Consider the following 21,637-nt stretch of genomic DNA (forward strand, 5'->3'; position numbering starts at 1 on the left):
GCGATGAGGGTTTCTCCCGCGCGACGCGGGCCGGTCATTCCCGGAAGCTGACGATTCCCGAAGGCAGCGCCGCCATCGACACCGGACGGTCGTGCGGCTCGGCGGGCACGCCCTCGATCAGCTCCCCCTCGTGCAGGAGCGCCACCGTCGGCACGTTCGGCCCCACCCTGGCCAGCGCCCGGTCGTAGGAGCCGCCGCCGCGTCCCAGCCTGACGCCGGTGGCGGCGTCCACGGCCAGGGCCGGGACGATGACCAGCGCGGCCGTGCGGATCGCGTCCACGCCGCGCCGGGTGTCCACCGGCTCCATCAGCCCGCGCGGCCCGGGGGCCAGCGAGTCGGGCCCGTCGTACACGGCCCAGTCGAGGTCGCCGTCCGGCTGCAGGACGGGCAGCATCACCGTGGCGCCGTGCTTCCACAGGGCCAGGACCAGGCCGTGCGTCGCCGGCTCGGTGCCGGTCGACCAGTAGCACGCGACCAGCCCGGCCATCTGCGCCCACGGCTGGTCGAGTAGCGTTTCCCTGATCGCGGTCGCCGAGCCGCGCGGATCGGCGAGCCCTGCACGTGCGGCGACGATCCTCCGGCGCAGCTCCGCTTTGTCCACCCGGCCCTCCATTAAGGTGCATTCATGGCTGACTACGATCCCGTGACGAAAGTCGTCATCCCGGCTGCTGGTCTCGGCACGCGTTTCCTGCCGGCGACCAAGGCGACGCCGAAGGAGATGCTGCCGATCGTCGACAAGCCGGCCATCCAGTATGTCGTCGAAGAGGCGGTGTCCGTCGGGCTCCTCGACCTCCTCATGGTGACAGGCCGGAACAAGCGTTCCATCGAGGACCACTTCGACCGGGCGTCCGAGCTGGAGGAGGTGCTCGCCGCCAAGGGCGACTCCGAGCGCCTCTCCCAGGTTCTCGAACCGGTCGAGATCGCGACGTTCCACTACGTACGCCAGGGCGAGCCCAAGGGGCTGGGCCACGCGGTGCTGTGCGCCAAGCAGCACGTGGGGCAGAACGCCTTCGCGTGCCTGCTGGGCGACGACCTCATCGACCCCCGCGACCACCTGCTGAAGCGCATGATCGAGGTGCGTAACACGTACGGCGGCAGCGTCGTGGCGCTCATGGAGGTGCCCAGGGAGCAGGTGTCCCTGTACGGCTGCGCCGAGATCAGCCCGACGTCCGAGGACGACGTGGTGCGGGTGACCGGCCTGGTCGAGAAGCCTCCGGTGGAGGAGGCGCCGTCCAACTGGGCGGTGATCGGGCGGTACGTCATCGATCCCGCGATCTTCGAGGTGCTGGAGAACACCCCGCCGGGGCGCGGCGGCGAGATCCAGCTCACCGACGGCCTGCTGGAGCTGGCCGGGCGCGAGAACGACGGCGGCGGCCCCGTGCACGGCGTCCTGTTCCGCGGGCGCCGGTACGACACCGGGAACAAGCTCGACTACCTGCGCACCGTCGTGCAGTTCGCCGCCGAGCGCCCCGACCTGGCGCCCGACTTCATCCCCTGGCTGCGCGAGTTCCTCGACCAGGAGGGCCGCTGACCCGCGCCGCGTGACACGGCGAGGCACCCGACGAAGCCGGAGGACGTGGTGAACGCGATGAAGTCGGTAGACACGCACCTGGCGGAGATCCTCGACGCCGTGCGCCCGCTCGACCCCGCCGAGCTCGACCTCGACCAGGCGCTGGGCGCCGTCCTGGCCGAGAGCGTCGCCTCGCCGGTCGCGCTGCCGCCGTTCGACAACTCCGCGATGGACGGGTACGCCGTCCGCGCAGCGGACGTCCAGGCGGCGACGGGCGACGCTCCCGTGGTGCTGCCGGTGGCAGCGGACGTCGCGGCCGGGGAGCACGCGCCGCACGCGGTGGCGCCGGGCATGGTCACCCGCATCATGACCGGCGCGCCGGTGCCCGAGGGCGCCGACGCGGTCGTGCCCGTCGAGTGGACCGACGGCGGGACGGCGAAGGTGGCGATCCGCCGCGTCCCGCCGCCCGGCAACGCGATCCGCAGGTCCGGGGAGGACGTCCGGGCCGGTGACGTCGTGCTCGGGCCCGGCGCGGTGCTCGGCCCCGCCCAGCTCGGCATCCTGGCCGGGGTGGGGCGGCGGGTCGTCCGCGCCCGGCCGCGCCCGCGCGTCGTGGTGCTGTCGACCGGCGCCGAGCTGGTCGACCCCGGGATGCCGCTGGGCCCCGGGCAGATCTGGGAGTCCAACAGCTACACGCTGGTGGCGGCGGTCAGGCAGGCGGGCGGTGAGGCGTTCCGCAGGAGCGCCGTCGGCGACGACCCCGCGCGGTTCCTGGAGACGCTGCATGAGCTGCTCGGCGAGGCCGACGCCGTGATCACCAGCGGCGGCATCTCGATGGGCGCGTACGAGCCGGTGAAGGAGGCGCTCTCCCCGCTGGGCACGGTCCGCTTCGAGAAGATCGCCATGCAGCCGGGGATGCCGCAGGGGTTCGGGCTGGTCGGCGACCGGCAGGTGCCGATCTTCACGCTCCCGGGCAACCCCGTCTCTTCGTACGTCTCGTTCATGCTGTACGTCCGCCCCGCGCTGGCGAAGATGCGCGGGCTGCCCGCGGGCCCGCCGGCCACCGTCACCGCGACGACCACCCGGGCGCTGCGGTCCCCGCTGGGAAAACGCTCGTTCCTGCGTGGTGTGCTGGAGGGCGAGCGCGGGGCGCCCACCGTGGCGCCCGTGCACGGGCAGGGCTCGCACCAGCTCGCCGCCCTGGCCGGCGCGAACGCGCTGATCGTGGTGCCCGAGGACGTCGCCGAGGTGCCCGAGGGCACGCCCGTGGAGGTGATCCCGCTGTGACCGAGCTGACGCACCTGGACGAGTCCGGTGCCGCGCGCATGGTCGACGTGTCGGCCAAGGAGGTCGGCGTCCGCACCGCGCGCGCCACGGGCCGGGTCCTGCTGTCGCCCGAGGCCGTGGCGATCCTGCGCTCCGGCGCCGTCCCCAAGGGGGACGCGATCGGTGTGGCCCGCATCGCGGGCATCCAGGGGGCCAAGCGCACCCCCGACCTGATCCCGCTGTGCCACCCGATCGCGCTGCACGGCGTGAAGGTGGAGGTCGTCGTGGTCGACTCCGGCGTGGAGATCACCGCCCGGGTGAAGACGGCCGACCGCACGGGCGTCGAGATGGAGGCCCTGACGGCCGTCTCGGTCGCCGGCCTGGCGATGATCGACATGATCAAGGCGGTCGACCCGGCGGCGGTGATCACCGACGTGCGCGTGGAGGAGAAGACCGGGGGCAAGACGGGCGTATGGACACGACCATGACACCTTTCCCGACGGGCGCGGCCGTATGAGGGCGCTGGTGGTGACGGCGTCCAACCGGGCCTCCGCGGGCGTCTACCCCGACAGGTCAGGGCCGCTGCTGGCCGAGCTGCTGGCCGAGGCCGGTTGTGAGCGGGTCGACGGCCCCCGGGTCGTCCCCGACGGCGAGCCGGTGGAGGCGGCGCTGCGCGAGGGCGTCCGCGAGGGGTACGACGTGATCGTCACCACGGGCGGCACCGGGCTCACCCCGGGGGACCTCACCCCCGAGATGACGCGCAAGGTCATCGACCGCGAGATCCCGGGCATCGCGGAGGCCGTCAGGCAGGCGAACCGCGACAAGGTGCCCACGTCGGTGCTGTCGCGCGGCCTGGCCGGGCAGGCCGGGGCGACGCTGATCGTCAACCTGCCGGGCTCGTCGGGAGGGGTGCGCGACGGCATGGCCGTGCTCGCCCCGGTCCTGCGGCACGCCGTCGAGCAGATCCGCGGCGGCGACCACCCGCGACCCTGAGGTGCGCCCGCCCAGGAGAGCGTGACGTACCGCGTGGCCAACACGGGGTCCGGCAGGGGATGATTGACCCGTGGATCGACTTCGCGGCTGGCCGGCAATCCTCGACGAGGGCCCGGTGGGTCTCCGGCCGCTGCGGCTGCGCGACGTCGTCGCCTGGCGGGAGACCCGGCTCCGCAACGCCGACTGGCTGCGTCCGTGGGAGCCCAGCAACCCCGAGACCCCGCTCTTCCGCACCGGTCTCGGCCCGTACGTCTCGATGGTCGGCACGCTGCGCCGCGAGGCCCGCCAGGGGCTGGCCCTGCCCTGGGTGGTGACCTGGCGGGGGCAGTTCGCCGGCCAGCTCACCGTCGGCGCCATCGTGTGGGGCTCCGCGCGCTCGGCCCAGGTGGGCTACTGGGTGAGCGGGGCGCTCGCGGGGCGCGGCATCATCCCGACAGCGCTGGCGATGGCCGTCGACCACTGCTTCTTCACGGTCGGGCTGCACCGCCTGGAGGCCAACATCAGGCCCGAGAACCACGCGAGCCGTCGTGTCGTCGAGAAGCTGGGGTTCCGGGAGGAGGGGGTGCGCCGCAGGCAGCTGCACATCGACGGCGCCTGGCGCGACCATATCTGCTACGCCCTGACGCTGGAGGACGCGCCCCGGGGGCTGCTCCCGCTGTGGCGGCAGACCCGGCAGAAGACTCCGCTCGACGGCACGGCGTAGCGACCATAAATACCTTTGACCTGGGGTTTGTCATAAACGGGTTGACGATCTCGCGACACACCGGACGGAATGCTCGTCAATCCGTGACACGCGGTCCTACGGTGCGTGACGTGAACACATTTGCGACGGCACTCGCCCTGTGCTGTGTTCACGCTGCCCGGAGGAGGGGTGCCGCCTGATGAGTAGCGCCTTCCTGTATCTCGGCATCGTGGTCATGTGGCTGTGCGTCCTGGTCCCGATGTGGCTGCGCCGCGACCGCCCCGCCGTCGAGGCCGACGAGCTGTACGAGGGCGAGGAGCCGGACGGCGACACCCTCACCGACGTCCATGTGAACGCGCCGCCCGGCAAAGCCCCCGAGCTGGGCGACGACGACCTGACCATGGAGCTGGACACGAGCGCCGCCCCCGGCCGTCTCGCCTCCCCCTCGACCGGCGACGACGCCTCCGAGGCCGGCGACCGCCCCAGGACGGGCCCCTTCAGGCGCCTCTTCACCAACGGCCGCTCCACGATCCCCGACACCCCGCCCCAGGCGCCCGGCGACCTCACCGAAGCCCCGCTCCCTTCCACCGACCACGCTGCCGACCTCCGCCACGCTCCCGCCGACCACACCTCCGACTCCGGCCACGCTCCCGTCGGCCGTGCTCCCGGCGTCCGCACCCGGCCTGACGGGACGCCCGGCGAGCACGCCACCGAGAAGCCGTCCGGCAACCGGCCCGCCACCGCGCCCGCCGCCGCCGGAACGGACGCGGCTCGTACGGACGCGGTTCGAACGGACGCCCTTCGAACGGACGCGGCCGGGCCGAGCGCCGCCGAGGCGGGCGACGACCCGCGCGACCCGTTCGCGGGCCCCCCGCCGCCGTCCGAGCGTCGCCGCCGGGCCCGCACGATGGCCCGCCGCCGCCGCTGGCTGCTTTGGACCGTTCTCCTGCACCTCGCCTCGCTCGTGACCGCCGCCGTGGGCGTGGCCCCGTGGTGGAGCGTCGTCCCCTCCGTCGTCCTGCTGGCCGGCTACCTCGCCGTGCTCCGCGTCGCCGTCCTGGTGGACGGCGAGCAGCGCGCCGAGGCCGCCAGAGCCCGCGCCGAGCACGACCGCCGCGAACGCGAACGCCGGCGCGCCGAAGAGCTGGCCGCCCAGCAGGCGGAGGCCGAGATCATCGAGTTCCGCAAACACGCCCAGCTCTTCGACCAGCACGCCGACCGCCCCCGCCGCGCCGTGGGCGACTAGCCCCGCCCCCCGAGTGGCGCGGGTGGTGGCCAAAGTTTGCTAATCTGGTCGAGTCCTAGGGGCTGTAGCGCAGTCCGGTAGCGCACTTCGTTCGCATCGAAGGGGTCAGGGGTTCGAATCCCCTCAGCTCCACCCAGGTCAAAGGCCGTTTCCGCTGATCGGAAGCGGCCTTTCTGGTCTTCTGGGTGACTATGACCACGGCGCTCACGGCGTCGGCGACGGCCATAAAGGCCCGGACCGCCGGCACTCCAGCGCTGAGTGCGGCTGACGCTCATCGACCCGTTCCCGCCACCACGAACCCTGTCTCGTAGGCGGCGATCACCGCCTGGGTGCGGTCCCGTACGCCCAGCTTGAGCAGGAGCGACGCCACGTGCGACTTCACCGTCTGCACCGACAGGAACAGCTCGCCGGCGATCTCCGCGTTGGACCGCCCGCGCGCCAGCGACCGGAGGACATCCCGTTCGCGTTGCGACAGCTCCGGCAGCGGTCTCCCGGTTCGTACGGCGAAGCGTTCGATGACGCCGCGGGTCGAGGCGGGGAAGACCAGTGACTCGCCCGAGGCGACGACGCGGACGGCTTCGATCAGTTCCTTCGGCGGCACCCTCTTCAGTACGAAACCGCTCGCACCCGCTCGAAGTGCGTCGAAGACGTACGCGTCGACCTCGAACGTGGTCAGCACCAGCACGCGGGGAGCGTCCTGCGCGACGGTGATGCGGCGGGTGGCCTCCAGGCCGTCCATGCCGGGCATCCGGATGTCCATCAGGACGACGTCGGGGGGCAGGGGGCCGCCGGTGAGGGCGAGCGCGGCCCGGCCGTCGCCGGCTTCGGCGCTCACCTCCCAGTCGGGCTCGCTGGACAGGATGGCGCGCAGGCCGATCCGCACCAAGGGGTCGTCGTCGACGATCGCGATCCGCATCAGGACTCCAGCGGCAGGACGGCCCGCACGGTGAACTCGCCGGCCGCGGGGCCGATGGTGGCCGTGCCGCCCAGCAGGCTCACCCGGTCGCGGATCGAGGCCAGGCCGTGCCCGTGCCCTGGGAAGGCGGGGCCGTCGAAGGCGTTCACCACGCGGATCGTCACCGCGCCGGAGCCGGTGCCGACCTCCACGGTGACCGGGCGGCCGGGGGCGTGCTTGGCCGCGTTGGTCAGCGCCTCCTGGACGATCCGGTGCACCCCGCGCCCGATCGCGGGCGGCAGGCCCGTCACCTCGATCGACGCGGTCACCGCCATCCCGGCCTCGCGCGCACCGTCGATCAGCGCGGTCAGGGCGGACGGGTCGTCGCCGCCGGGCAGGGGCGCGTGGCCCTGGATGCCGGAGATGATCCGGTCCAGCTCGCCGAGGGCGGCCCGGCCGCGCTGCTCGATCGTGGCGAGCGCCTGGCGGGCGAAGCCGGGGTCGTGCTCGAAGACGTGCGCGCCGGCGCCGGCCTGAACGACGATCATCGACAGCATGTGGCCGATGCTGTCGTGCAGCTCCTGGTCGATCCGGAGCTGCTCTCGGGCGCGGGCCAGCGCCAGCTCGCCCGGCCCGGGCCCCAGCAGGCGGGCGGCCAGCCGCAGGTGCCAGGCGGTGAGCGAGGCCAGGACGCGGCGCAGCGGCAGCAGCATCAACCCCAGGACGGCGACGCAGACGAGCCCTTCCAGCCAGGAGACCTCGACGTCCTGGTCGCCGAACGTCCCGGGGAACAGCGTGACGAGCACCAGGACCAGCGCGACGAACGGGCGCAGCGCCCTGACCACGATCAGGACCAGGGCGACCGGCGCGGTGGCCACTCGGATGAGCGCCCACAGCAGCACCCGGACGGCGCGGACGTCCAGCAGGGAGGTCACCCGCCCATCGTCGCCGCCCGATCGCCCCCTTGTCCTCGCCCGCAGGAGTGAATCGCGATCGGCTCCCGGGAGGGAAGCGCCGCCCGGCGGTCCGCGCCTAGCTTCGGCGCCGTGAAGAACACACTGTCCGCTTTATGGATCTTCGTCATGTTCAACTACCTCTACTGCGACATCCTCGGCCTCGTCGATCCCGCCGAGGTCAACCCGATCGAGGTCACCCCCGGCTTCCTGCTGTCGGCGGCGGTTCTGATGGAGATCCCGATCGCCGCGACCCTCGTCTCCTTCCTGGCCCCGTACGGCCCGAACCGCTGGACCAACGTCGGAGCGGGAACCGTGATGACCTTGGTGCAGATCTGGTCGCTGACCGTGGGACCGCCGACGGTCTACTACATCGCCTACAGCGTCGTCGAGGTGTCCGCCACAGCACTCATCGCCGTCCTGGCCTGGCGCTGGGCCGGCGCGGCACCCGCACCTCCCGAGGCCTGAACGGGCCCTCGCCCGGCACTCAAGGCCTTCGCCCGACCGCTCGCCGCCCCGCGGCCGGTGATCACCGGCCGGGGAGTTCGCCTGCCGGGCCGTAGGTGGCGTGGTGGGCGCCGGTGACGTGTGCCCAGTAGCGGTCGCCGTAGGACCAGTGCCACCACTCGGTGGGGTAGTTGACGAAGCCCGCGGACGTCATCGCCGCGGCCAGCGTCCGGCGGTTTCGCCGGGCCTCGGGGGAGATGTCCGGTGAGTCGGTGTAGCAGGCCTCGTCGCTCTCCGGCGGGGTGGCGTTGACCGAGGTGCCCATCGGGAGCTCCACGCCCTCGGCGGTGCACAGGGTCAGGTCGACCGCGCCGCCCGTGGTGTGCGGGGCCACATCGGGCGGTGAGACGTATCGGCTGGTCTCCATCCGGACCCGCTCGTCGTCCCACTCGGCGTGCCCGGCCCGATGGCGGGCGAGTGACGCGCTGAAGTACCGCTCCTGCAGGGCCACCGGGCGATAGCCCTCGATGACCAGCAGGCGCAGCTCGCGAGGCAGATGGGTCTGCGCCGCGACCAGGCGGTGGCCCACGCTCAGCCGCACGTGCGCGAACGCGCCGGCCTCGTCCGCCAAGCGTGGGTCCACCCGTACGGGCTCCATGGCGCGCAGGTCCACCAGCGGTTCGCCGCACTCTCGCACCAGGACCTCGGCGATCCGCCTGTCGGAAAGAAGCACTATCTCAGTCATGCGGGCCACCCTGGGAAAGATGGGCGCCTCCGCGTGAGACACCGAGGCGTCATCGTGCTCCAGCCGGCTACAAGAAGGCTGTAATCCGCCTTAAACCCTCAGGCCGTGAGGGACTCGCCGTACTCGCGCGCCTCGTGCAGCCGGAAGACCTCCAGCGCCTCCGCCCGCAGGGAGACGGCGACCGCGTCCTCGCCGAGCGCCCGGTGCACCAGAGCCAGGTCGCGCAGCGTGCGGGCACGGAAGAGCGCGACGCGCAGCGAGTCCCACAGCCGCAGCGACTCCTCCAGATGGCTCTTGGCCTGGTAGAGGCGGCCTTCGGCGAGGAACAGCTCGCCCAGGACGCGCAGGGTGCAGGCCTCGCCCCAGCGGTCGTGCACCGTGCGCGAGACGTCGAGGGACTCCTCCAGCCACCGGCGTGCCTCGTCGGGCCGGCCCAGCCGCAGCAGGGTCTTGCCCTGGGCGCGCCGGCAGTAGGCGACCATGAACCGGTCGCGCTGGTCGTGAAAGATCGCAAGCGCGCGTTCACACAGCTCAAGTGCGGTGTCCAGCTCTCCGCGGGCGCGGTGGTACAACGACATGTTGCGCAGCACGAGACCTTCCCCCCGGAGGTTGCCGGCCTCCTGGTACAGCGACAGCGCGGCGGCCAGCGCGGCCCGCGCCGCCGGGTAGTCCCCGCGCTCCAGATACACCGTGCCCGCCAGCCGTTTGACGTGGGCGACGGCCTCCGGATCGGCGAGGTCGGCCCACAGCTCCTCCGCGCCGCCCAGGAAGTGCAGGGACTCCGGCAGATAGCCCTGCTCGCGGCAGGCGGCGCCGAGCGCGGCGAGAACGGTGGCCTCACCCCGGGTGTCCTCGGCCGCGCGGAACAGGGACAGCGCCTGGCTGAGGTACTCGCGCGACTCGGCGTACAGGTCGCGTTCGTAGCAGAGCTGGCCGAGGCCGGCCAGCAGCTTGGCCTCGCCGAGCGTGTTGTCCATGCGCCTGGCCACGGCCAGGGCGGCCTGGTGCGTACGCTGCCAGGCCGTGAAGGGGTTGTCGAAGACGTACTGGCTGCCCTCGAAGGCCACCGACGACAGCGCGGCGGCCAGCTCGACCGCGATCTGGTCGAGGTCCATGGCCGCCGCCAGCTCGACCGCGACGACGAGCGCCTCCTCCTCCCGCCGGATCCAGGCGGGAGGGTCGGCCAGCACGATGCCCACGATCTCCGGGGCCACGGCGTGGGTCAGCCCGCCCGTGGCGCGCCTCGGGATCATCCCCGTGGGCCGTTCGGCGCTCAACTGCTGGACCAGCCAGAGCCAGCCGCCCAGCACCCTGGTCACGACGGCCCCGCGCGCCGCCTCCGGCTCCTCCGCCACGGCGCGTTCCCGGGCGAACAGCCGGATGAGGTCGTGCAGCCGGTAATGGACCTGTCCCGCCGGATCCGTCTCCGCCATGTCCACGAGGGACGCGTCCACGAGGTGCTCCAGCACCTCTTCCGCCGCTTCGAGGTCGGTGTCGGTGGCCGCGGCGGCCACCCAGACGCCGAAGTGCGGCAGCCCGAGCAGGCCGAGCCGGCGCAGCGCGGTCCTGGCCCGCTCAGGCAGCAGGCGGTAGCTTAGGCCGATGCTCGCCCGCACCTCCTGGTCCCCGACGGCCAGCTCGTTCAGCCTGCGGCGCTCGTCGGCCAGCCGGTCGGCCAGCCGGGCCACCGGCCACTGGCGGCGCGAGGCCAGCCGCGCCCCCGCGACCCGCAGAGCGAGGGGCAGGCCACCGCACTGGCCCGCGATGCGCCGGGCCGCGTCCGGGTCGGTGGCGATGCGGTCGTCGCCGGTGATGCGCGCCAGCAGGTCGAACGCGGACTGCGCGGGCAGCAGGCCCAGGTCCACGAACGAGGCCCCGGCCAGCCCGGCCAGCCGGTTGCGCGAGGTGACGATGACGCCGCAGCCGCGGGCGCCGGGTAGCAGCGGCCGTACCTGGCTCTCGGACGCGGCGTCCTCCAGCACCACCAGCTTGCGCTGGCCGGCCAGCAGCGTGCGGAAACGCCCGGCGCGCTCCTCAAGCGTGCCGGGCAGCGGCGTGCCGGGCGGCTCCAGCTCGCGCAGCAACCGCCCCAGGACGTCCTCCGGGGGAGCGGGCGTCTCGGTCGTGCCGCGCAGCTCGACGTGGAGTTGCCCGTCGGGGTACGCGCCGGCGACCTGGTAGGCCGCCTGCAGGGCCAGCGCCGACTTGCCCACCCCGCCCTGGCCGTAGATGACGCAGAACGGCATCGTGTCCGGCCGTGTCAGGTGCCCGCACAGTTCCGCCAGTTCATCGGCGCGGCCGGTGAAGTCGGGGACCGGCGGCGGAAGCTGACGGAGCAGGCGGCCGACGGGCTTCGCGGTGTGCAGCAGTGCCGGGTCGGAACGCAGGATGGACGCCTGCGCCTGGCGCAGCTCCGGCCCGGGCTCGACGCCCAGCTCTTCTAGGAGTACGCGCCTGCCCTGCTGGTACACGGCCAGCGCTTCGGCCTGCCGCCCCGCCCGGTACAGGGCCACCATGAGGTCGCGGCGCAGCCGCTCACGCCCGGGGTGCGCCACGACGAGTTTGTTCAGCTCCTCGATGAGCTGTTCGCCCTGGCCGGCGGCCAGGTCGGCGGCGATCCGCTCCTCCAGGACCGCCAGCCGCAGGTCCTCCAGCCTGGCGGCCTCCGAGTGCAGTAAGGAGTCGCTGATCCCGTCCAGCGCGGCTCCCCGCCAGAGCGCGAGCGCCTCCTGGAGCAGCTCCCGGGCCTTGACGTGGGCGCCCTCCCGCGCAGCGGCGCGCCCTTCGGCGACGTGCCGCTCGAAGACGAGCTTGTCCAGGCACTGCGGCGGGACTTCGGCGAGATAGCCCACACGATGGGACACGATCACCGGCGGCAGCCCCGCGTCGGTGAAGGCCCGGCGTAACGAGGCCACGTACGTGTGCAGGATCTGCCGCGCCGTGGACGGCGGCTTCTCGTCCCACACCACCTCGATCAGCCGTTCCCTGGGCACCACGCGGCCCGCCTCCAGCAGCAGCGCCGCGAGCAGCGCGCGCGGCTTGGCGCCACCGATCGGCACCTGGCGGCCCTGGCTCCATACCTCCACCGGGCCGAGCAGACGGAACTCCATCGGGTCTCCCCAGGCTTCGCGTTCATCGCCTCTGAAGGTTCTTCACAGCCACCCCAAGCATGCCTCTTCACCAGAGCACTTGGCAGCCTGATCGCCGGCGCCCCGTCGACGCCGGCTCGGGGCCGGTCGAGACCGAGGACGTGACGGGTGAGGAGGTGGACGTGACGGGTGAGGAGGTGGACTTCGACGGTGATGGCAGGGCGGATCTGGTGGGTCTGTCGACGGATGGGGCGTTGCGGGTGTATCGCGGTACCGGTACTCCGGGTGCGCCGTCGGTGGACGGGGGTGCGGTGATCGGCTCGGGCTGGAACATCGACGGCGACGACAAGAGCGACCTGATCGCCCGCGGCAGCGACGGGACGCTGCGCGCCTATCTGAACAAGGGCACGCCCGGCGCGCCGAACGTCTCCACCACCGTCACCATCGGCACCGGCTGGAACACAGATGTCGGCACGTGCCTGAACAGGCCGGCAAGGCGTTGACGTCGGTGTCGCCCACCGTTCGCGTCGAAGGGGTCAGGGTTCGGATCCCCTCAGCTCCACCCAGGTCAATGGCCACCTCTCACTCGGGAGGTGGCCTTCTGGATTCCAGCGTCAGCCGTGAAGGTTCGGGCCGCGGGTCACCGGGGTCGTTTGCCCTTCCTTCTGCGGCCCGCCGGCACTGCTCGGCGGCCGGAGCCCTGTGCGGGTTTGGGGGCCTGGCGCTGTGCCGGCTTCTTCGGGGGGGAGGCGGGGGTGCGGCCCCGGGAGCTGTTCACCGTCCGGCCGCGGACGATGCCGATGAAATCCTCCACCAGGTCGGTGGTCGCGTTCGCGGGCCAGGCCAGCGCGACCTGGGACTGCGGGGCGTCCGGCACCGGCCGGTAGGTCAGGTCCCTGCGGTGGTGGAGGCGTGCCAGCGACTGCGGAACCAGGAGAATGCCGGTGCCGGCGGCCACCAGTCCGACCGCGTCCGCCGTCGTCGCCGGTCGGGTGAAGGCGGGCAGCCCGGGGCGGGTCGGCCACTCGATGGTGTCGTCCAGGGGATGGAGCACCTCGTGGTCGGCGAGGTCGGCGACGGCCACCTCGTCGGCGGCGGCCATCGCGTGATCCTTGGGCACCACGACCACCGTGTTCTCCACCCAGAGAGGGATCACGCTGAGCCCGTCGCGGTCGACCGGAAGCCTGACGAACGCGGCGTCGGCGCCGCCGTCGCGCAGGAGCGGCACCCCCTCGGCGGCGGGGACCGCCACCAGGACGATCGGCACGCCGGGGATCCTCTCGGTCCAGATGTCGACCCACTTCGCGGGGGTCACCCCGGGCACGTACGCCAGCCGGAACACCTCGCCTGTCTCTTCCTCGGTCACTTCCTCAGCGTAGCGATGTCGGGGGAACCGGTTCCGACTGACTACGCTTGGCGGTATGACCTCGCCCAAACCGAAGAGCATCCAGACGATGAAGCCCGCGACCGCGGCCAAGAAGCTGGATGTCCTGCTCTCGGCCACGCCCGCCGAGTTCCAGGAGGGTGTGGTCTCCAGGGACGAGCTGAACGAGTTGCAGTCGACGCCCCCCGCCTGGCTCGCCGACCTGCGACGTAATGGCCCGCACCCCAAGCAGGTCATCGCCGCGAAGCTCAAGGTCTCCGTTTCCGGCCTGATCAGGAACGGGATCACCGAGCCGCTCACCACCGCCGAGATCGACGCGCTGAAAGCGGAGAACCCGGCGTGGCTGGAGCGCGAGCGGGCCATCCAGGCCGAGACCCGCAAGGAAGCACTCCGCCTCAAGCAACGCTAGAGGCGGGCCCCGCAGGGCCGCGAGTTGGTGATCAGGCGATTCGGTAGCCGACTCCTCGCGCGGTCGCGATGACCGGCGGGTCGCCGAGCTTGCGTCGCAGGCGGCCCACCGTGACGGTGACGGTGTTGGTGAAGCTGTCGGCGTTCTCGTCCCACACCTGTTCGAGCAGGGTTTCGGCGCTCAGGTAGCCCGGGCTCGCCCGCAGCAGCGCCTGGAGCACGGCGAACTCCTTGGCCGAGAGGTCGAGGTGCCGCCCGTCGCGGACGGCGGTTCGGCTCACCGGGTCCAGCGCGATCGCGGCCACGTGCAGCATCCGGGGCCGCGCGTCCGGTCTTCGGCGGGCCAGCGCCTGGATGCGCAGGATCAGCTCCGGGAAGTGGAAGGGTTTGGCCAGGTAGTCGTCCGCCCCCAGGGTCAACCCGCTGACCCGGTCGCCGGGGGCGCTGGCCGCGGTCAGCATCAGCACCATCGGCCGGTCCGCCCGCTCGGTGATCATCTGGCACAGGGTGTCGCCGTGCAGGCCGGGCAGGTCGCGGTCCAGGACGACCACGTCGTACGCGGTGAGGTCGAGTTTGGCGGCGGCGGTGAGCCCGTCGTAGGCCAGGTCGACGGCCAGGCCCTGGTCGCGTAGCCCTTCGGCGACGACCTCGGCGAGGGCGTCGTCGTCTTCGACCACCAGAATCCTCATGTCCCCACCGGCACCTTCGCGGCCGGAAGGGTGATCGACACGCGGAGGCCGCCCTCCGGCCGGGCGAGCAGGGCGAGCCGGCCGCCGTGGGCGGCGGCCACGGCCGCCACGATCGACAGGCCCAGGCCCGAGGAGCCGGTGCGCTCGCCGCCGAGCCGCTCGAAGGGCCGCGCCAGCCGCTCGACCGTCCGCTGGTCGAGGACCGGCCCGCCGGTTTCGACGACCAGTGCCGTCTCCCGCGCGTTCGCGTACCCGGTGATCTCGATCCATCCGCCGCTCTCGTTATGGGTCACGGCGTTGTCGACGACGTTGCCCACCAGCCGCGCCAGCAGCGCCGGGCTGCCCACGGTCGCCGTAGCCGGCGGCACGTCCACCGTCAGACGCAGCCCCTTCCGCCGGACGTCCGCCGACCTTTCCCGCAGTGCGGAGTCCGTCAGGTCGCCGAGGTCGACCGGCGCGGCGTCGGCCAGCGCGCCGTGCTGCGCCCGGGCCAGCACGAGGAACCCGTCGAGCAGGTGGTCGACCCGGTCGAGTTGCGGGCGCAGGCGGGCCGCGAGCGCCACCGTCGAGGCGGCGGGGTCGGGCTTGGCGACCGCGACGTCCAGCGACGCCCGCATCGTCGCCAGCGGCGTACGCAGCTCATGGGAGGCGTTGGCGACGAAACGCCTCTGCGCGGTGAACGACGCCTCAAGCCGTCCGAGCAGCTCGTCGATGGTGTCGGCGAGGTCCTTCACCTCGTCCGCCGGACCGGTGACGGCCAGCCGTCGATCCAGGCTGTCGGCGGAGATGCGCCGGGTGGCGGCCGCGATGAGCCGCAGCGGCCGCAGGACACGCTTGGCCAGTATCCGGCCGAGCAGCACCGAGACGACCGCCATCACGATCAGCGCCAGCAGCGAGCCGACCAGCAGCTGGCGAGACTGCTGCGTATGCGCCTCGGCCAGTTGGTTCTCCAACTGCCAGACGCGTAGTTGCGCCGCGCTGACGCCGCCCTGGCCGGGGAGGTCTCTCGCCGGGACGACGTCGCGCCAACTGCTGCCGGAGAGTAGGAAGGCCAGGCCCAGCAGCCCGGCGCCCGACAGGAGGAACACCACGGCGTACAACATCGTGAACCGTGCTTTCACCGTCCCGTTTCGCAGCCCGATCATGTTGCCAGCATGCCCTGGGAAACCTAACAACAGCATGACGGCGCCGGTTCGGGTCGTGTCACGCGCCCATCCGTAGAACCGACGGCATGTCGACCACCGAACTCCTCCGGGCTGAATGGGCCGCGTTCCGCCGTCCGGGACGTCTGATCGCCCTGGCCGTCGCGGCCCTCACCGTCATCGGACTTGGTCTGCTGTCAACGCTCAACATGCACACGTCCTGCCCGGGGCCCTGCCCGGCCGTGCCCGTCGCCGATGACGGCTCCATCGTCAGTGACCAGTTCTGGTTCCTCCATCGTGACCTGGGTCGCGAGGGCGGCATCACCGTCCGGATGACCTCGATGACCGGGACGATCACCTATCCACCGCCGGAACACGATCGGATCGTGTCCGGGTTGGTGCCGTGGGCGAAGGCCGGGATCATCGTCAAGGACGGCGTGCGGCAGGGGTCGCGGTACGCGGCGCTCATGATGACCGGCGGCCACGGTGTTCGCTTCCAGCACGACTACCGGCATGACGTCGCCGGTAGCGCTGGGGGCGTCTCGGCGCGGGCCCCGCGCTGGCTGCGCCTGACCCGCTCGGGCGACGTGATCACCGGCTCCGAGTCCGCCGACGGCAGCCGGTGGCGCACCGTCGCGACCGCGACGCTCGACGGGCTGCCGGACACCGTGCGGGTCGGCCTCTTCGCCGCCTCCCCCGGCGATCTCACGCTCCGCGAGGTCGGGCTCGGCGGCGCGATCGAGGAGGTCCGGTTCACCCAGGCCGTCGGCGTCTTCGACGACGTCACCGTCGAGGGCGGCGCCACCGGCGGGTGGGACAGCGACTCGGTGGGCGAGATGAACCACACCGACTGGGAGAGACTCCACCACGCGTCGGGAGCCGTGGAGAAGGACGGTGTCATCACGATCAGCGGCACCGGCGACATCGGGCCGCTCGGCGAGGGGGGTGTACGTGGCGTCGAGACCACGCTGCCCGGCCTGCCTTTCGCGCTGATCATCGTGGTCGTCGCCGCGGCCCGCTACGGCACCCGCACGGCCGGCGAGACGGCGTCCCGGCAGGTGATCGTCGCTCGGGCACTCGTACTCGCCGGGGCCGGCTTCGTCACCGGTCTGGTCGCGGTCGGCGTCGTCCTGCCGGCGGGCATGGCGAGCCTGCGAGCAAGCGGCGTCGTGGTGCCGTCGCCGCCATTGCTCACCGGCGTTCGGGTGGTCGTCGGGCTCGCGGCGGTGCTCGCGCTGTGCGCCGTCCTCGCGTACGGGCTCGGCGTGCGGCTGCGGCGCGGCGGGCCTGCGATCCTCGCCGGGGTGTCGCTGATCGTCCTGCCCTATGTCGTCACGGCGTTCCCGCTGCTCCCCGACGCGGTCTCCGACTGGCTGCTGCGACTCACGCCGGCCGCCGCCTTCGCGGTCAAGCAGACGGTGCTGGAGTATCCACAGGTGACGGAGCACTACGCTCCCTCGGCCGGGTATTTCCCGCTCCCCGGGTGGGCCGGGCTCACGCTGCTCTGCGCGTACACGGCACTCGGCATGCTGATCGCCGTCGGCCGTAAGCGGGCCGCAGAGCCCGGCCGGCGATAGTGGACGGGTCCCGCTCCGGCCGGCGGGCGAGCCGGGGACGGCTACACCTGACGGGCTCCCGGTGGTCCGCCCAGAGGTGGGCGCCGCCGGTACGCCGCGTCCCCGCCGGGAGACGCCCTCAGGGCCGCGAGGCGTTCGTCCGTCACCAGGGCACCGGTCCGGCGTCCTCGAAGAAGCCGCCGGTCGGGCCGTCGTCGGGCAGGGTGGCCAGCCGGATCGCGATCGCCGCGCCCTGCTCGGGGGTGCGGACGCCGCGGAAGCCGTTGAGGTCGGTCGCGCAGTAGCCGGGACAGCCGGCGTTGATCAGGATGTTCGTGTCGCGCAGCTCCCTGGCGTACTGGACGGTGACGGCGTTGAGGAACGTCTTCGACGGGCTGTACGCGACGGACAGCGGGCCCGACGTGAGCTCGCCGCCCGAGGCGGTCTGCCGGGTGAGGGAGCCGACGGTGCTGGACATGTTCACGATCCGCGGCGACGCCGAGCGGCGCAGCAGCGGCAGCATCGCGTTGGTGACACGGATGACGCCGATCACGTTGGTCTCCACGGCCACCCGCACGACCGCGGGGTCGACGGTGGTGGGCTCCTGCGGTAAGCCGCCGGTCACGCCGGCGTTGTTGACGAGCACGTCGAGGCGGTGGGCGCGCTCCCCGACCAGCTCGGCGGCGGCGGCCACGCTCGCGTCGTCGGTCACGTCGAGCGGGACGCCGAACGCGTCGACGCCCTCCGCGCGCAGCTTCTCCACGGCGGCCTCCCGGGGCTCCTGCGCCCGGGCGCCGACGCCGACGGTCCAGCCGAGGGCGCCCAGGCCGGCCGCGATCTCGTACCCGATCCCCTTGTTCGCGCCGGTGACCAGCGCGATCCTCTGTTCGCTCATGCTCTCGATCCTGTCCGCGCCCCCGCGGGATCTCCAACACCGCTTGGGTGGGCATCGATACCTCCCGGGTATCGACGCACGGGCGCCGGCTTCTCGGCACCCGGCCCCGCCGGTTCCCGGACGCGCGGCACGGGCCCCGCGCCGGTACCGTGGCGGCATGGAGACGCGGGAGCTGCGCTACTTCGTCGCCGTCGCCGAGGAGCTGCACTTCGGGCGGGCCGCGCAGCGGCTCGGGATCGCGCAGCCGCCGCTGTCGCGCGCGATCCTGCAGCTCGAACGGCGGCTCGGGGTGGCGCTGCTGGAACGCACGAGCCGTACCGTCACGCTGACCGAGGCCGGGGCGGTGCTGCTGCGCGAGGGCCGGGCGGCCCTCGACGCGGTCGACGCCGCCGGCCGCCGTACCCGCCGAGCCGCCCTCGGCGGGACGGGCCCCGGCCTGGTCCTCGTCACGAAGGCCGGAGCGTCCGGCGATCTGCTGTCGAGGCTTCTCGACGCGTACGCCGCCATGCCCGGCGCGGTCGCCGTAGACGTGGTGCTGTGCGGGATCGGCGAGCAGGAGCGGCAGCTGCGCGACGGGCGGGCCGACGTGGCGCTGCTGCACCGGCCGTTCGACTCGGTGACCGGGTTCGACACCGAGGAGCTGTCCGTGGAGGGCCAGGTCGCGATCCTGCCGGCCGGCCACCCCCTCACCGGCCGTGCCCACCTGCGGATGGCGGACGTCACCGCGCTGCCGGGCCTGCCGCTGCCGCGCTGGCCCGGCCCCGACGGCGCCTACCCGGACGGCCCCGGCCCGGAGGCTCACGACAGCACGCAGATGTACCAGCTGATCGCGCTCGGCCGGGCCGCGGCGATCCTGCCGGAGTCGTGCCGGACCCATCTGCGACGCGACCTCGCCGCCGTGCCGGTGCTGGACGCGCCGGCGGTGACGACGGTGATCGCGTGGCCGCCGCACAGCCGCTCCCGGGCCCTCGCCGGGCTGGTCCGGGCCGCGACCGGCCTCGTCCAGCACGTGCCCTAGGGCGGCGCGGAGGTGATCCGGGCCGGACCGCGGGTTGACTTCCCGGTTCGGCCGCGACGAGCATGGCGCGGTATGCGCCTGGGCATCATCGGGACGCTCGCCCTCACTCCGAGCCTCGCCTGGGCGTTCACCCTGCTGGGCGTGCCCACCTCCGCCTACTGCGTGCTCACCGGGGTGGTGGCCGGGCTGGCGCTGCGGCGTGCTCCCATGGTCGCGGCCGTGGCCACGATGCTGAGCGCCGTGCTCGCCGTCTTTCTCGTGCGCGGGGTGGGGGACGAGCTGGCGGGCGTCCCGTGGTGGCTCTTCGGGTCGCTGCTGGCCTACGGAGTCGCCGCGTGGCCGCTCGCTTCGCTCAGGGGGCGGGCGCCGGCGCGAGCCTGGCTCGTCGCGGCTGTGATCGCGGCCGTCCTGGGGTGGGGGCAGGCCGTGGTCGCGCATCGGCTGGACGTCACCCTGTGGGAGGACTACGGCTACGGGGCCGAAGTGGTCTGGTACGTCGACCTGACCCGGGCGACCTGGTATCCGGCCGTGTCCGTGCTGGTCGCCTCCATCGTCTGCGGGCGTCTGTTCCCGCGTGCCGCCGGGGTGGCGGTTCCCGCCGCCGCCTGGCTGGGGTGCTGTCTCACCGCGGCTCCGCTGCTGTACCTCCAGGCGCAGGGCGCTGTGGGCAGGGACGCGCGGGAGGCGTTGCTGGCGGCGGTCGTCGGCGGCGGCATCGGCGCGGTGGCCGGCGCGGTGGCGTCGCGGCATCGTGGCGCGGCCGCCGGGCTGGCGGTCTACGGCGCGTGGCTCACGTTCATGGAGTTCTCCATGCTCCACGACCGGCTGGCCGAGGCCACGGACGTCCTGGCGCGGCCGTGGTGGTTCGCGGTCGTGTCCGGCACCGTGGGGCTGGGGGCCGGCTGGCTGGGGCCGACCCTGGTCAGTGGGGTCGCGGCCTGGTGGGGCGCTCGCCGTGGCGGCCGTGCGGCCGGGCTGGTCGCCGGCACGGCGGGGCCGATGCTCCTGGTGGCGGTCTACCTCACCGTCGGGGAGCGGATGTACGACCATCTGCCCCAGGCGGAGCCGTACTACTACGCGCTGTCGTCCCCGCTGCTCGCGCTCGCCGTCAGCGGCCTGGTGGCCGCGGTGACGCCGGCGCGGCCCGGAACGGCCGGGGTCCCGGTGGAGCAGTCCCCGTCGGCGCCACGGCTCTGACGGCAGGGGCCGCCCGCCCGCTCCGCGCGGATCGCTCCCCGGCCCTTCCGGTCTTCGTGCGGGAGAGGTCCGACGGCGTCGTGCTCAAGGGCTACGCGTCGCCGCTCGCCCCCGGACCCGTCGGCGCGCGGGCGGTCTCCTGAAACTTTCCAGGGAGTGGTTCGCGGTCCCCGCAGCGTACGTACCGTCGGGAATTCGGCGGGCCGAAACATTTCAGACTTTCGTTGACACCTTTCTGCCGGGTGCTCAGACTGTGTCGGCAGGCGCTCGGCGGTCTCGTCCGGGCGACGGCGACACGGCCGCGGCTCGCCGTCGCCCCTCCGATGGCCGGCGGGCCGCGGCATCGTGTCCCCGGTCCATCGATCAATGGTCCAGTGGAGGAACAGCCATGATCGACATTGCCCGTCCGCGTGGCGGAGATCGCCGGCGACGCTTCGGGGGCCGAGGGGGGCTCGTCATCGGCGCGGTCGTCGTCCTCGCCATGGGGAGCGCGGCGGTCGCCGCCCCCGCGGGCGCGGCGGGCACACCGGGCACGCCGGGCACACCGGGCACACCGGGCACACCGGGCACACCGGGCACACCGGGCGCGGGAAGCACGCTGGCCGCGGCGGCCGCGCTGTCGGGACGGTACTTCGGCGCCGCCGTGGCGGCCGGCCATCTCGCGGAGCCGGCGTACGTCGACACGTTGAACCGGGAGTTCGGCTCGGTCACGCCGGAGAACGAGATGAAGTGGGACGCGGTGGAGCCGGCACGCGACACGTTCCGCTTCACCAGGGCCGACGAGATCACCGACCACGCCCTCGCCCGGGGGATGAAGATCCGCGGGCACACGCTGGTGTGGCACCCCGGGCTTCCCGGCTGGCTGGTCGGACTGTCCGGCACCGAACTGCGCAACGCGGTGAACAACCACATCACCAAGGTGATGGGGCACTGGCGCGGGCGGATCCACTCCTGGGACGTGGTGAACGAGGCGTTCCAGGACGGCGACTCCGGCGCCCGTCGCAACACGATCTTCCAGAACAGGCTGGGCGAGGGGTACATCGAGGAGGCGTTCCGCACCGCGCGAGCCGCCGACCCCGACGCCAGGCTCTGCTACAACGACTACAACATCGAGGACCCCGACGCCGCCAAGACCCGCGCGGTGTACGACATGGTGCGTGATTTCAAGGAGCGGGGCGTGCCGATCGACTGCGTGGGGCTGCAGTCCCACTTCGGCGGCTACTTCCCGGTGCCCGCCGGCTTCCGGCGGAACATCGAGATGTTCGCGGCCCTGGGCGTCGACGTCCAGATCACCGAACTCGACGTCGAAGGCTCCGGGGCCACGCAGGCCGCCGCGTACCGTGAGGTGGTCGGCGCCTGCGTGGCGGTGCCTCGCTGCACCGGCATCACGGTCTGGGGCATTCCCGACCACTACTCCTGGCGCTCCAGCAGTACGCCGCTGCTGTTCGACCGGGACTACAAGAAGAAGCAGGCCTACCACGCGGTGCTGAAGGCGTTGCGCGCCGCCCCCCGCCCCTAGCGG

The 21,637-nt window shown here is 72.9% G+C and carries 22 protein-coding genes and 1 tRNA gene; 14 read left to right on the forward strand and 9 right to left on the reverse strand.

The window, feature by feature from the left end; translation table 11 throughout:
* Positions 1 to 34: 34 nt before the first annotated feature.
* The gene (locus PYR91_RS34050) at positions 35 to 601 is read right to left on the reverse strand and encodes a 5-formyltetrahydrofolate cyclo-ligase (protein ID WP_279786725.1); all 567 of its coding nucleotides are present in this window, start codon (positions 599 to 601) and stop codon (positions 35 to 37) included.
* A 24-nt stretch (positions 602 to 625) separates the two neighbouring features.
* Here PYR91_RS34050 and galU point away from each other — a divergent pair, with 24 nt between their 5' ends.
* The 7 genes from galU (at position 626) to PYR91_RS34085 (ending at position 5,829) form a co-directional block, all read left to right on the forward strand.
* Positions 626 to 1,531 (forward strand): UTP--glucose-1-phosphate uridylyltransferase GalU, encoded by a 906-nt coding sequence (galU, locus tag PYR91_RS34055; RefSeq protein ID WP_279786727.1) that lies wholly within the window; start codon positions 626 to 628, stop codon positions 1,529 to 1,531.
* Between the two features lie 57 nt (positions 1,532 to 1,588).
* A complete protein-coding gene (glp, locus tag PYR91_RS34060; protein WP_279786729.1) occupies positions 1,589 to 2,797 on the forward strand; it encodes a gephyrin-like molybdotransferase Glp in 1,209 nt (402 codons plus the stop codon).
* Complete coding sequence (gene moaC, locus PYR91_RS34065) at positions 2,794 to 3,264, forward strand: cyclic pyranopterin monophosphate synthase MoaC (protein WP_279786731.1); 471 nt, start codon at positions 2,794 to 2,796, stop codon at positions 3,262 to 3,264. The genes glp and moaC overlap by 4 nt, the downstream gene beginning before the upstream one ends.
* 25 nt (positions 3,265 to 3,289) lie before the next feature.
* The gene (locus PYR91_RS34070; protein ID WP_279786733.1) at positions 3,290 to 3,769 is read left to right on the forward strand and encodes a MogA/MoaB family molybdenum cofactor biosynthesis protein; all 480 of its coding nucleotides are present in this window, start codon (positions 3,290 to 3,292) and stop codon (positions 3,767 to 3,769) included.
* A 70-nt stretch (positions 3,770 to 3,839) separates the two neighbouring features.
* Complete coding sequence (locus tag PYR91_RS34075) at positions 3,840 to 4,472, forward strand: GNAT family protein (protein ID WP_279786735.1); 633 nt, start codon at positions 3,840 to 3,842, stop codon at positions 4,470 to 4,472.
* A 178-nt stretch (positions 4,473 to 4,650) separates the two neighbouring features.
* Positions 4,651 to 5,697, forward strand: a complete 1,047-nt coding sequence (locus PYR91_RS34080; RefSeq protein WP_279786736.1) for a hypothetical protein — start codon at positions 4,651 to 4,653, stop codon at positions 5,695 to 5,697.
* Positions 5,698 to 5,755: 58 nt separating this feature from the next.
* Positions 5,756 to 5,829: transfer RNA gene (locus PYR91_RS34085), tRNA-Ala, on the forward strand.
* 139 nt (positions 5,830 to 5,968) lie between these two features.
* On the opposite strand, the gene PYR91_RS34090 is transcribed toward PYR91_RS34085, so the two are convergent.
* On the reverse strand, positions 5,969 to 6,613 hold the full coding sequence (locus PYR91_RS34090) for a response regulator transcription factor (protein ID WP_279786738.1): 645 nt from the start codon (positions 6,611 to 6,613) through the stop codon (positions 5,969 to 5,971).
* A complete protein-coding gene (locus PYR91_RS34095) occupies positions 6,613 to 7,527 on the reverse strand; it encodes a histidine kinase (protein WP_279786739.1) in 915 nt (304 codons plus the stop codon). Before PYR91_RS34095 ends, PYR91_RS34090 begins: the two co-directional genes overlap by 1 nt.
* A 111-nt stretch (positions 7,528 to 7,638) precedes the next feature.
* Here PYR91_RS34095 and PYR91_RS34100 point away from each other — a divergent pair, with 111 nt between their 5' ends.
* Complete coding sequence (locus PYR91_RS34100; protein ID WP_279786741.1) at positions 7,639 to 8,013, forward strand: DUF6326 family protein; 375 nt, start codon at positions 7,639 to 7,641, stop codon at positions 8,011 to 8,013.
* A gap of 61 nt (positions 8,014 to 8,074) precedes the next feature.
* Here the strand turns inward: PYR91_RS34100 and PYR91_RS34105 are convergent, their stop codons facing one another.
* Together PYR91_RS34105 and PYR91_RS34110 are read right to left on the reverse strand one after the other, a co-directional pair.
* Entirely contained in the window at positions 8,075 to 8,737 is a 663-nt protein-coding gene (locus PYR91_RS34105) for a M15 family metallopeptidase (protein ID WP_279786742.1), read from the reverse strand.
* A 98-nt stretch (positions 8,738 to 8,835) separates the two neighbouring features.
* Positions 8,836 to 11,847: a BTAD domain-containing putative transcriptional regulator gene (locus tag PYR91_RS34110; RefSeq protein ID WP_279786743.1), complete on the reverse strand. Its 3,012-nt coding sequence runs from the start codon at positions 11,845 to 11,847 to the stop codon at positions 8,836 to 8,838.
* A gap of 59 nt (positions 11,848 to 11,906) precedes the next feature.
* Between PYR91_RS34110 and PYR91_RS34115 the strand changes: the two genes are divergently transcribed.
* Positions 11,907 to 12,329 carry a VCBS repeat-containing protein gene (locus PYR91_RS34115; RefSeq protein ID WP_279786744.1) on the forward strand — a complete coding sequence of 141 codons (423 nt, stop codon included), beginning with the start codon at positions 11,907 to 11,909 and terminating at the stop codon, positions 12,327 to 12,329.
* A 137-nt stretch (positions 12,330 to 12,466) separates the two neighbouring features.
* On the opposite strand, the gene PYR91_RS34120 is transcribed toward PYR91_RS34115, so the two are convergent.
* Entirely contained in the window at positions 12,467 to 13,192 is a 726-nt protein-coding gene (locus PYR91_RS34120; protein WP_279786745.1) for a LysR substrate-binding domain-containing protein, read from the reverse strand.
* Positions 13,193 to 13,247: 55 nt separating this feature from the next.
* Here PYR91_RS34120 and PYR91_RS34125 point away from each other — a divergent pair, with 55 nt between their 5' ends.
* Positions 13,248 to 13,619: a DUF5997 family protein gene (locus PYR91_RS34125; protein ID WP_279786746.1), complete on the forward strand. Its 372-nt coding sequence runs from the start codon at positions 13,248 to 13,250 to the stop codon at positions 13,617 to 13,619.
* A gap of 31 nt (positions 13,620 to 13,650) precedes the next feature.
* On the opposite strand, the gene PYR91_RS34130 is transcribed toward PYR91_RS34125, so the two are convergent.
* Both PYR91_RS34130 and PYR91_RS34135 read right to left on the reverse strand, forming a co-directional pair.
* Complete coding sequence (locus PYR91_RS34130; protein WP_279786748.1) at positions 13,651 to 14,307, reverse strand: response regulator transcription factor; 657 nt, start codon at positions 14,305 to 14,307, stop codon at positions 13,651 to 13,653.
* On the reverse strand, positions 14,304 to 15,452 hold the full coding sequence (locus PYR91_RS34135; protein WP_279786750.1) for an ATP-binding protein: 1,149 nt from the start codon (positions 15,450 to 15,452) through the stop codon (positions 14,304 to 14,306). The genes PYR91_RS34130 and PYR91_RS34135 overlap by 4 nt, the downstream gene beginning before the upstream one ends.
* 86 nt (positions 15,453 to 15,538) lie before the next feature.
* Between PYR91_RS34135 and PYR91_RS34140 the strand changes: the two genes are divergently transcribed.
* Positions 15,539 to 17,026 (forward strand): hypothetical protein, encoded by a 1,488-nt coding sequence (locus PYR91_RS34140; protein ID WP_279786752.1) that lies wholly within the window; start codon positions 15,539 to 15,541, stop codon positions 17,024 to 17,026.
* A 142-nt stretch (positions 17,027 to 17,168) separates the two neighbouring features.
* Here PYR91_RS34140 and PYR91_RS34145 read toward each other — a convergent pair whose 3' ends face one another.
* Entirely contained in the window at positions 17,169 to 17,900 is a 732-nt protein-coding gene (locus PYR91_RS34145) for an SDR family oxidoreductase (RefSeq protein WP_279786754.1), read from the reverse strand.
* A 157-nt stretch (positions 17,901 to 18,057) separates the two neighbouring features.
* On the opposite strand from PYR91_RS34145, the gene PYR91_RS34150 reads away from it, so the two are divergent.
* The 3 genes from PYR91_RS34150 to PYR91_RS34160 all read left to right on the forward strand — a co-directional run bounded on the left by PYR91_RS34150 (position 18,058) and on the right by PYR91_RS34160 (position 21,634).
* Positions 18,058 to 18,918, forward strand: coding sequence for a LysR family transcriptional regulator (locus tag PYR91_RS34150; protein WP_279786755.1), 861 nt, complete (start codon positions 18,058 to 18,060; stop codon positions 18,916 to 18,918).
* Positions 18,919 to 18,990: 72 nt separating this feature from the next.
* A complete protein-coding gene (locus tag PYR91_RS34155) occupies positions 18,991 to 20,115 on the forward strand; it encodes a hypothetical protein (protein ID WP_279786757.1) in 1,125 nt (374 codons plus the stop codon).
* A 388-nt stretch (positions 20,116 to 20,503) separates the two neighbouring features.
* Entirely contained in the window at positions 20,504 to 21,634 is a 1,131-nt protein-coding gene (locus PYR91_RS34160; protein WP_279786759.1) for an endo-1,4-beta-xylanase, read from the forward strand.
* The last annotated feature ends 3 nt before the right edge of the window (positions 21,635 to 21,637 follow it).

The sequence above is a fragment of the Sphaerisporangium sp. TRM90804 genome, from assembly GCF_029846175.1.
In the GTDB taxonomy this organism is placed as follows: Bacteria; Actinomycetota; Actinomycetes; order Streptosporangiales; family Streptosporangiaceae; genus Sphaerisporangium.

Excerpts from the sequence above, each read along its gene's own strand:
- galU (WP_279786727.1), top strand. The coding sequence starts at position 626 with ATGGCTGACTACGATCCCGTGACGAAAGTCGTCATCCCGGCTGCTGGT.
- glp (WP_279786729.1), top strand. The coding sequence starts at position 1,589 with ATGAAGTCGGTAGACACGCACCTGGCGGAGATCCTCGACGCCGTGCGC.
- PYR91_RS34070 (WP_279786733.1), top strand. The coding sequence starts at position 3,290 with ATGAGGGCGCTGGTGGTGACGGCGTCCAACCGGGCCTCCGCGGGCGTC.
- PYR91_RS34080 (WP_279786736.1), top strand. The coding sequence starts at position 4,651 with ATGAGTAGCGCCTTCCTGTATCTCGGCATCGTGGTCATGTGGCTGTGC.
- PYR91_RS34090 (WP_279786738.1), bottom strand. The coding sequence starts at position 6,613 with ATGCGGATCGCGATCGTCGACGACGACCCCTTGGTGCGGATCGGCCTG.
- PYR91_RS34105 (WP_279786742.1), bottom strand. The coding sequence starts at position 8,737 with ATGACTGAGATAGTGCTTCTTTCCGACAGGCGGATCGCCGAGGTCCTG.
- PYR91_RS34110 (WP_279786743.1), bottom strand. The coding sequence starts at position 11,847 with ATGGAGTTCCGTCTGCTCGGCCCGGTGGAGGTATGGAGCCAGGGCCGC.
- PYR91_RS34115 (WP_279786744.1), top strand. The coding sequence starts at position 11,907 with ATGCCTCTTCACCAGAGCACTTGGCAGCCTGATCGCCGGCGCCCCGTC.
- PYR91_RS34125 (WP_279786746.1), top strand. The coding sequence starts at position 13,248 with ATGACCTCGCCCAAACCGAAGAGCATCCAGACGATGAAGCCCGCGACC.
- PYR91_RS34130 (WP_279786748.1), bottom strand. The coding sequence starts at position 14,307 with ATGAGGATTCTGGTGGTCGAAGACGACGACGCCCTCGCCGAGGTCGTC.
- PYR91_RS34135 (WP_279786750.1), bottom strand. The coding sequence starts at position 15,452 with ATGATCGGGCTGCGAAACGGGACGGTGAAAGCACGGTTCACGATGTTG.
- PYR91_RS34140 (WP_279786752.1), top strand. The coding sequence starts at position 15,539 with ATGTCGACCACCGAACTCCTCCGGGCTGAATGGGCCGCGTTCCGCCGT.
- PYR91_RS34145 (WP_279786754.1), bottom strand. The coding sequence starts at position 17,900 with ATGAGCGAACAGAGGATCGCGCTGGTCACCGGCGCGAACAAGGGGATC.
- PYR91_RS34150 (WP_279786755.1), top strand. The coding sequence starts at position 18,058 with ATGGAGACGCGGGAGCTGCGCTACTTCGTCGCCGTCGCCGAGGAGCTG.
- PYR91_RS34155 (WP_279786757.1), top strand. The coding sequence starts at position 18,991 with ATGCGCCTGGGCATCATCGGGACGCTCGCCCTCACTCCGAGCCTCGCC.
- PYR91_RS34160 (WP_279786759.1), top strand. The coding sequence starts at position 20,504 with ATGATCGACATTGCCCGTCCGCGTGGCGGAGATCGCCGGCGACGCTTC.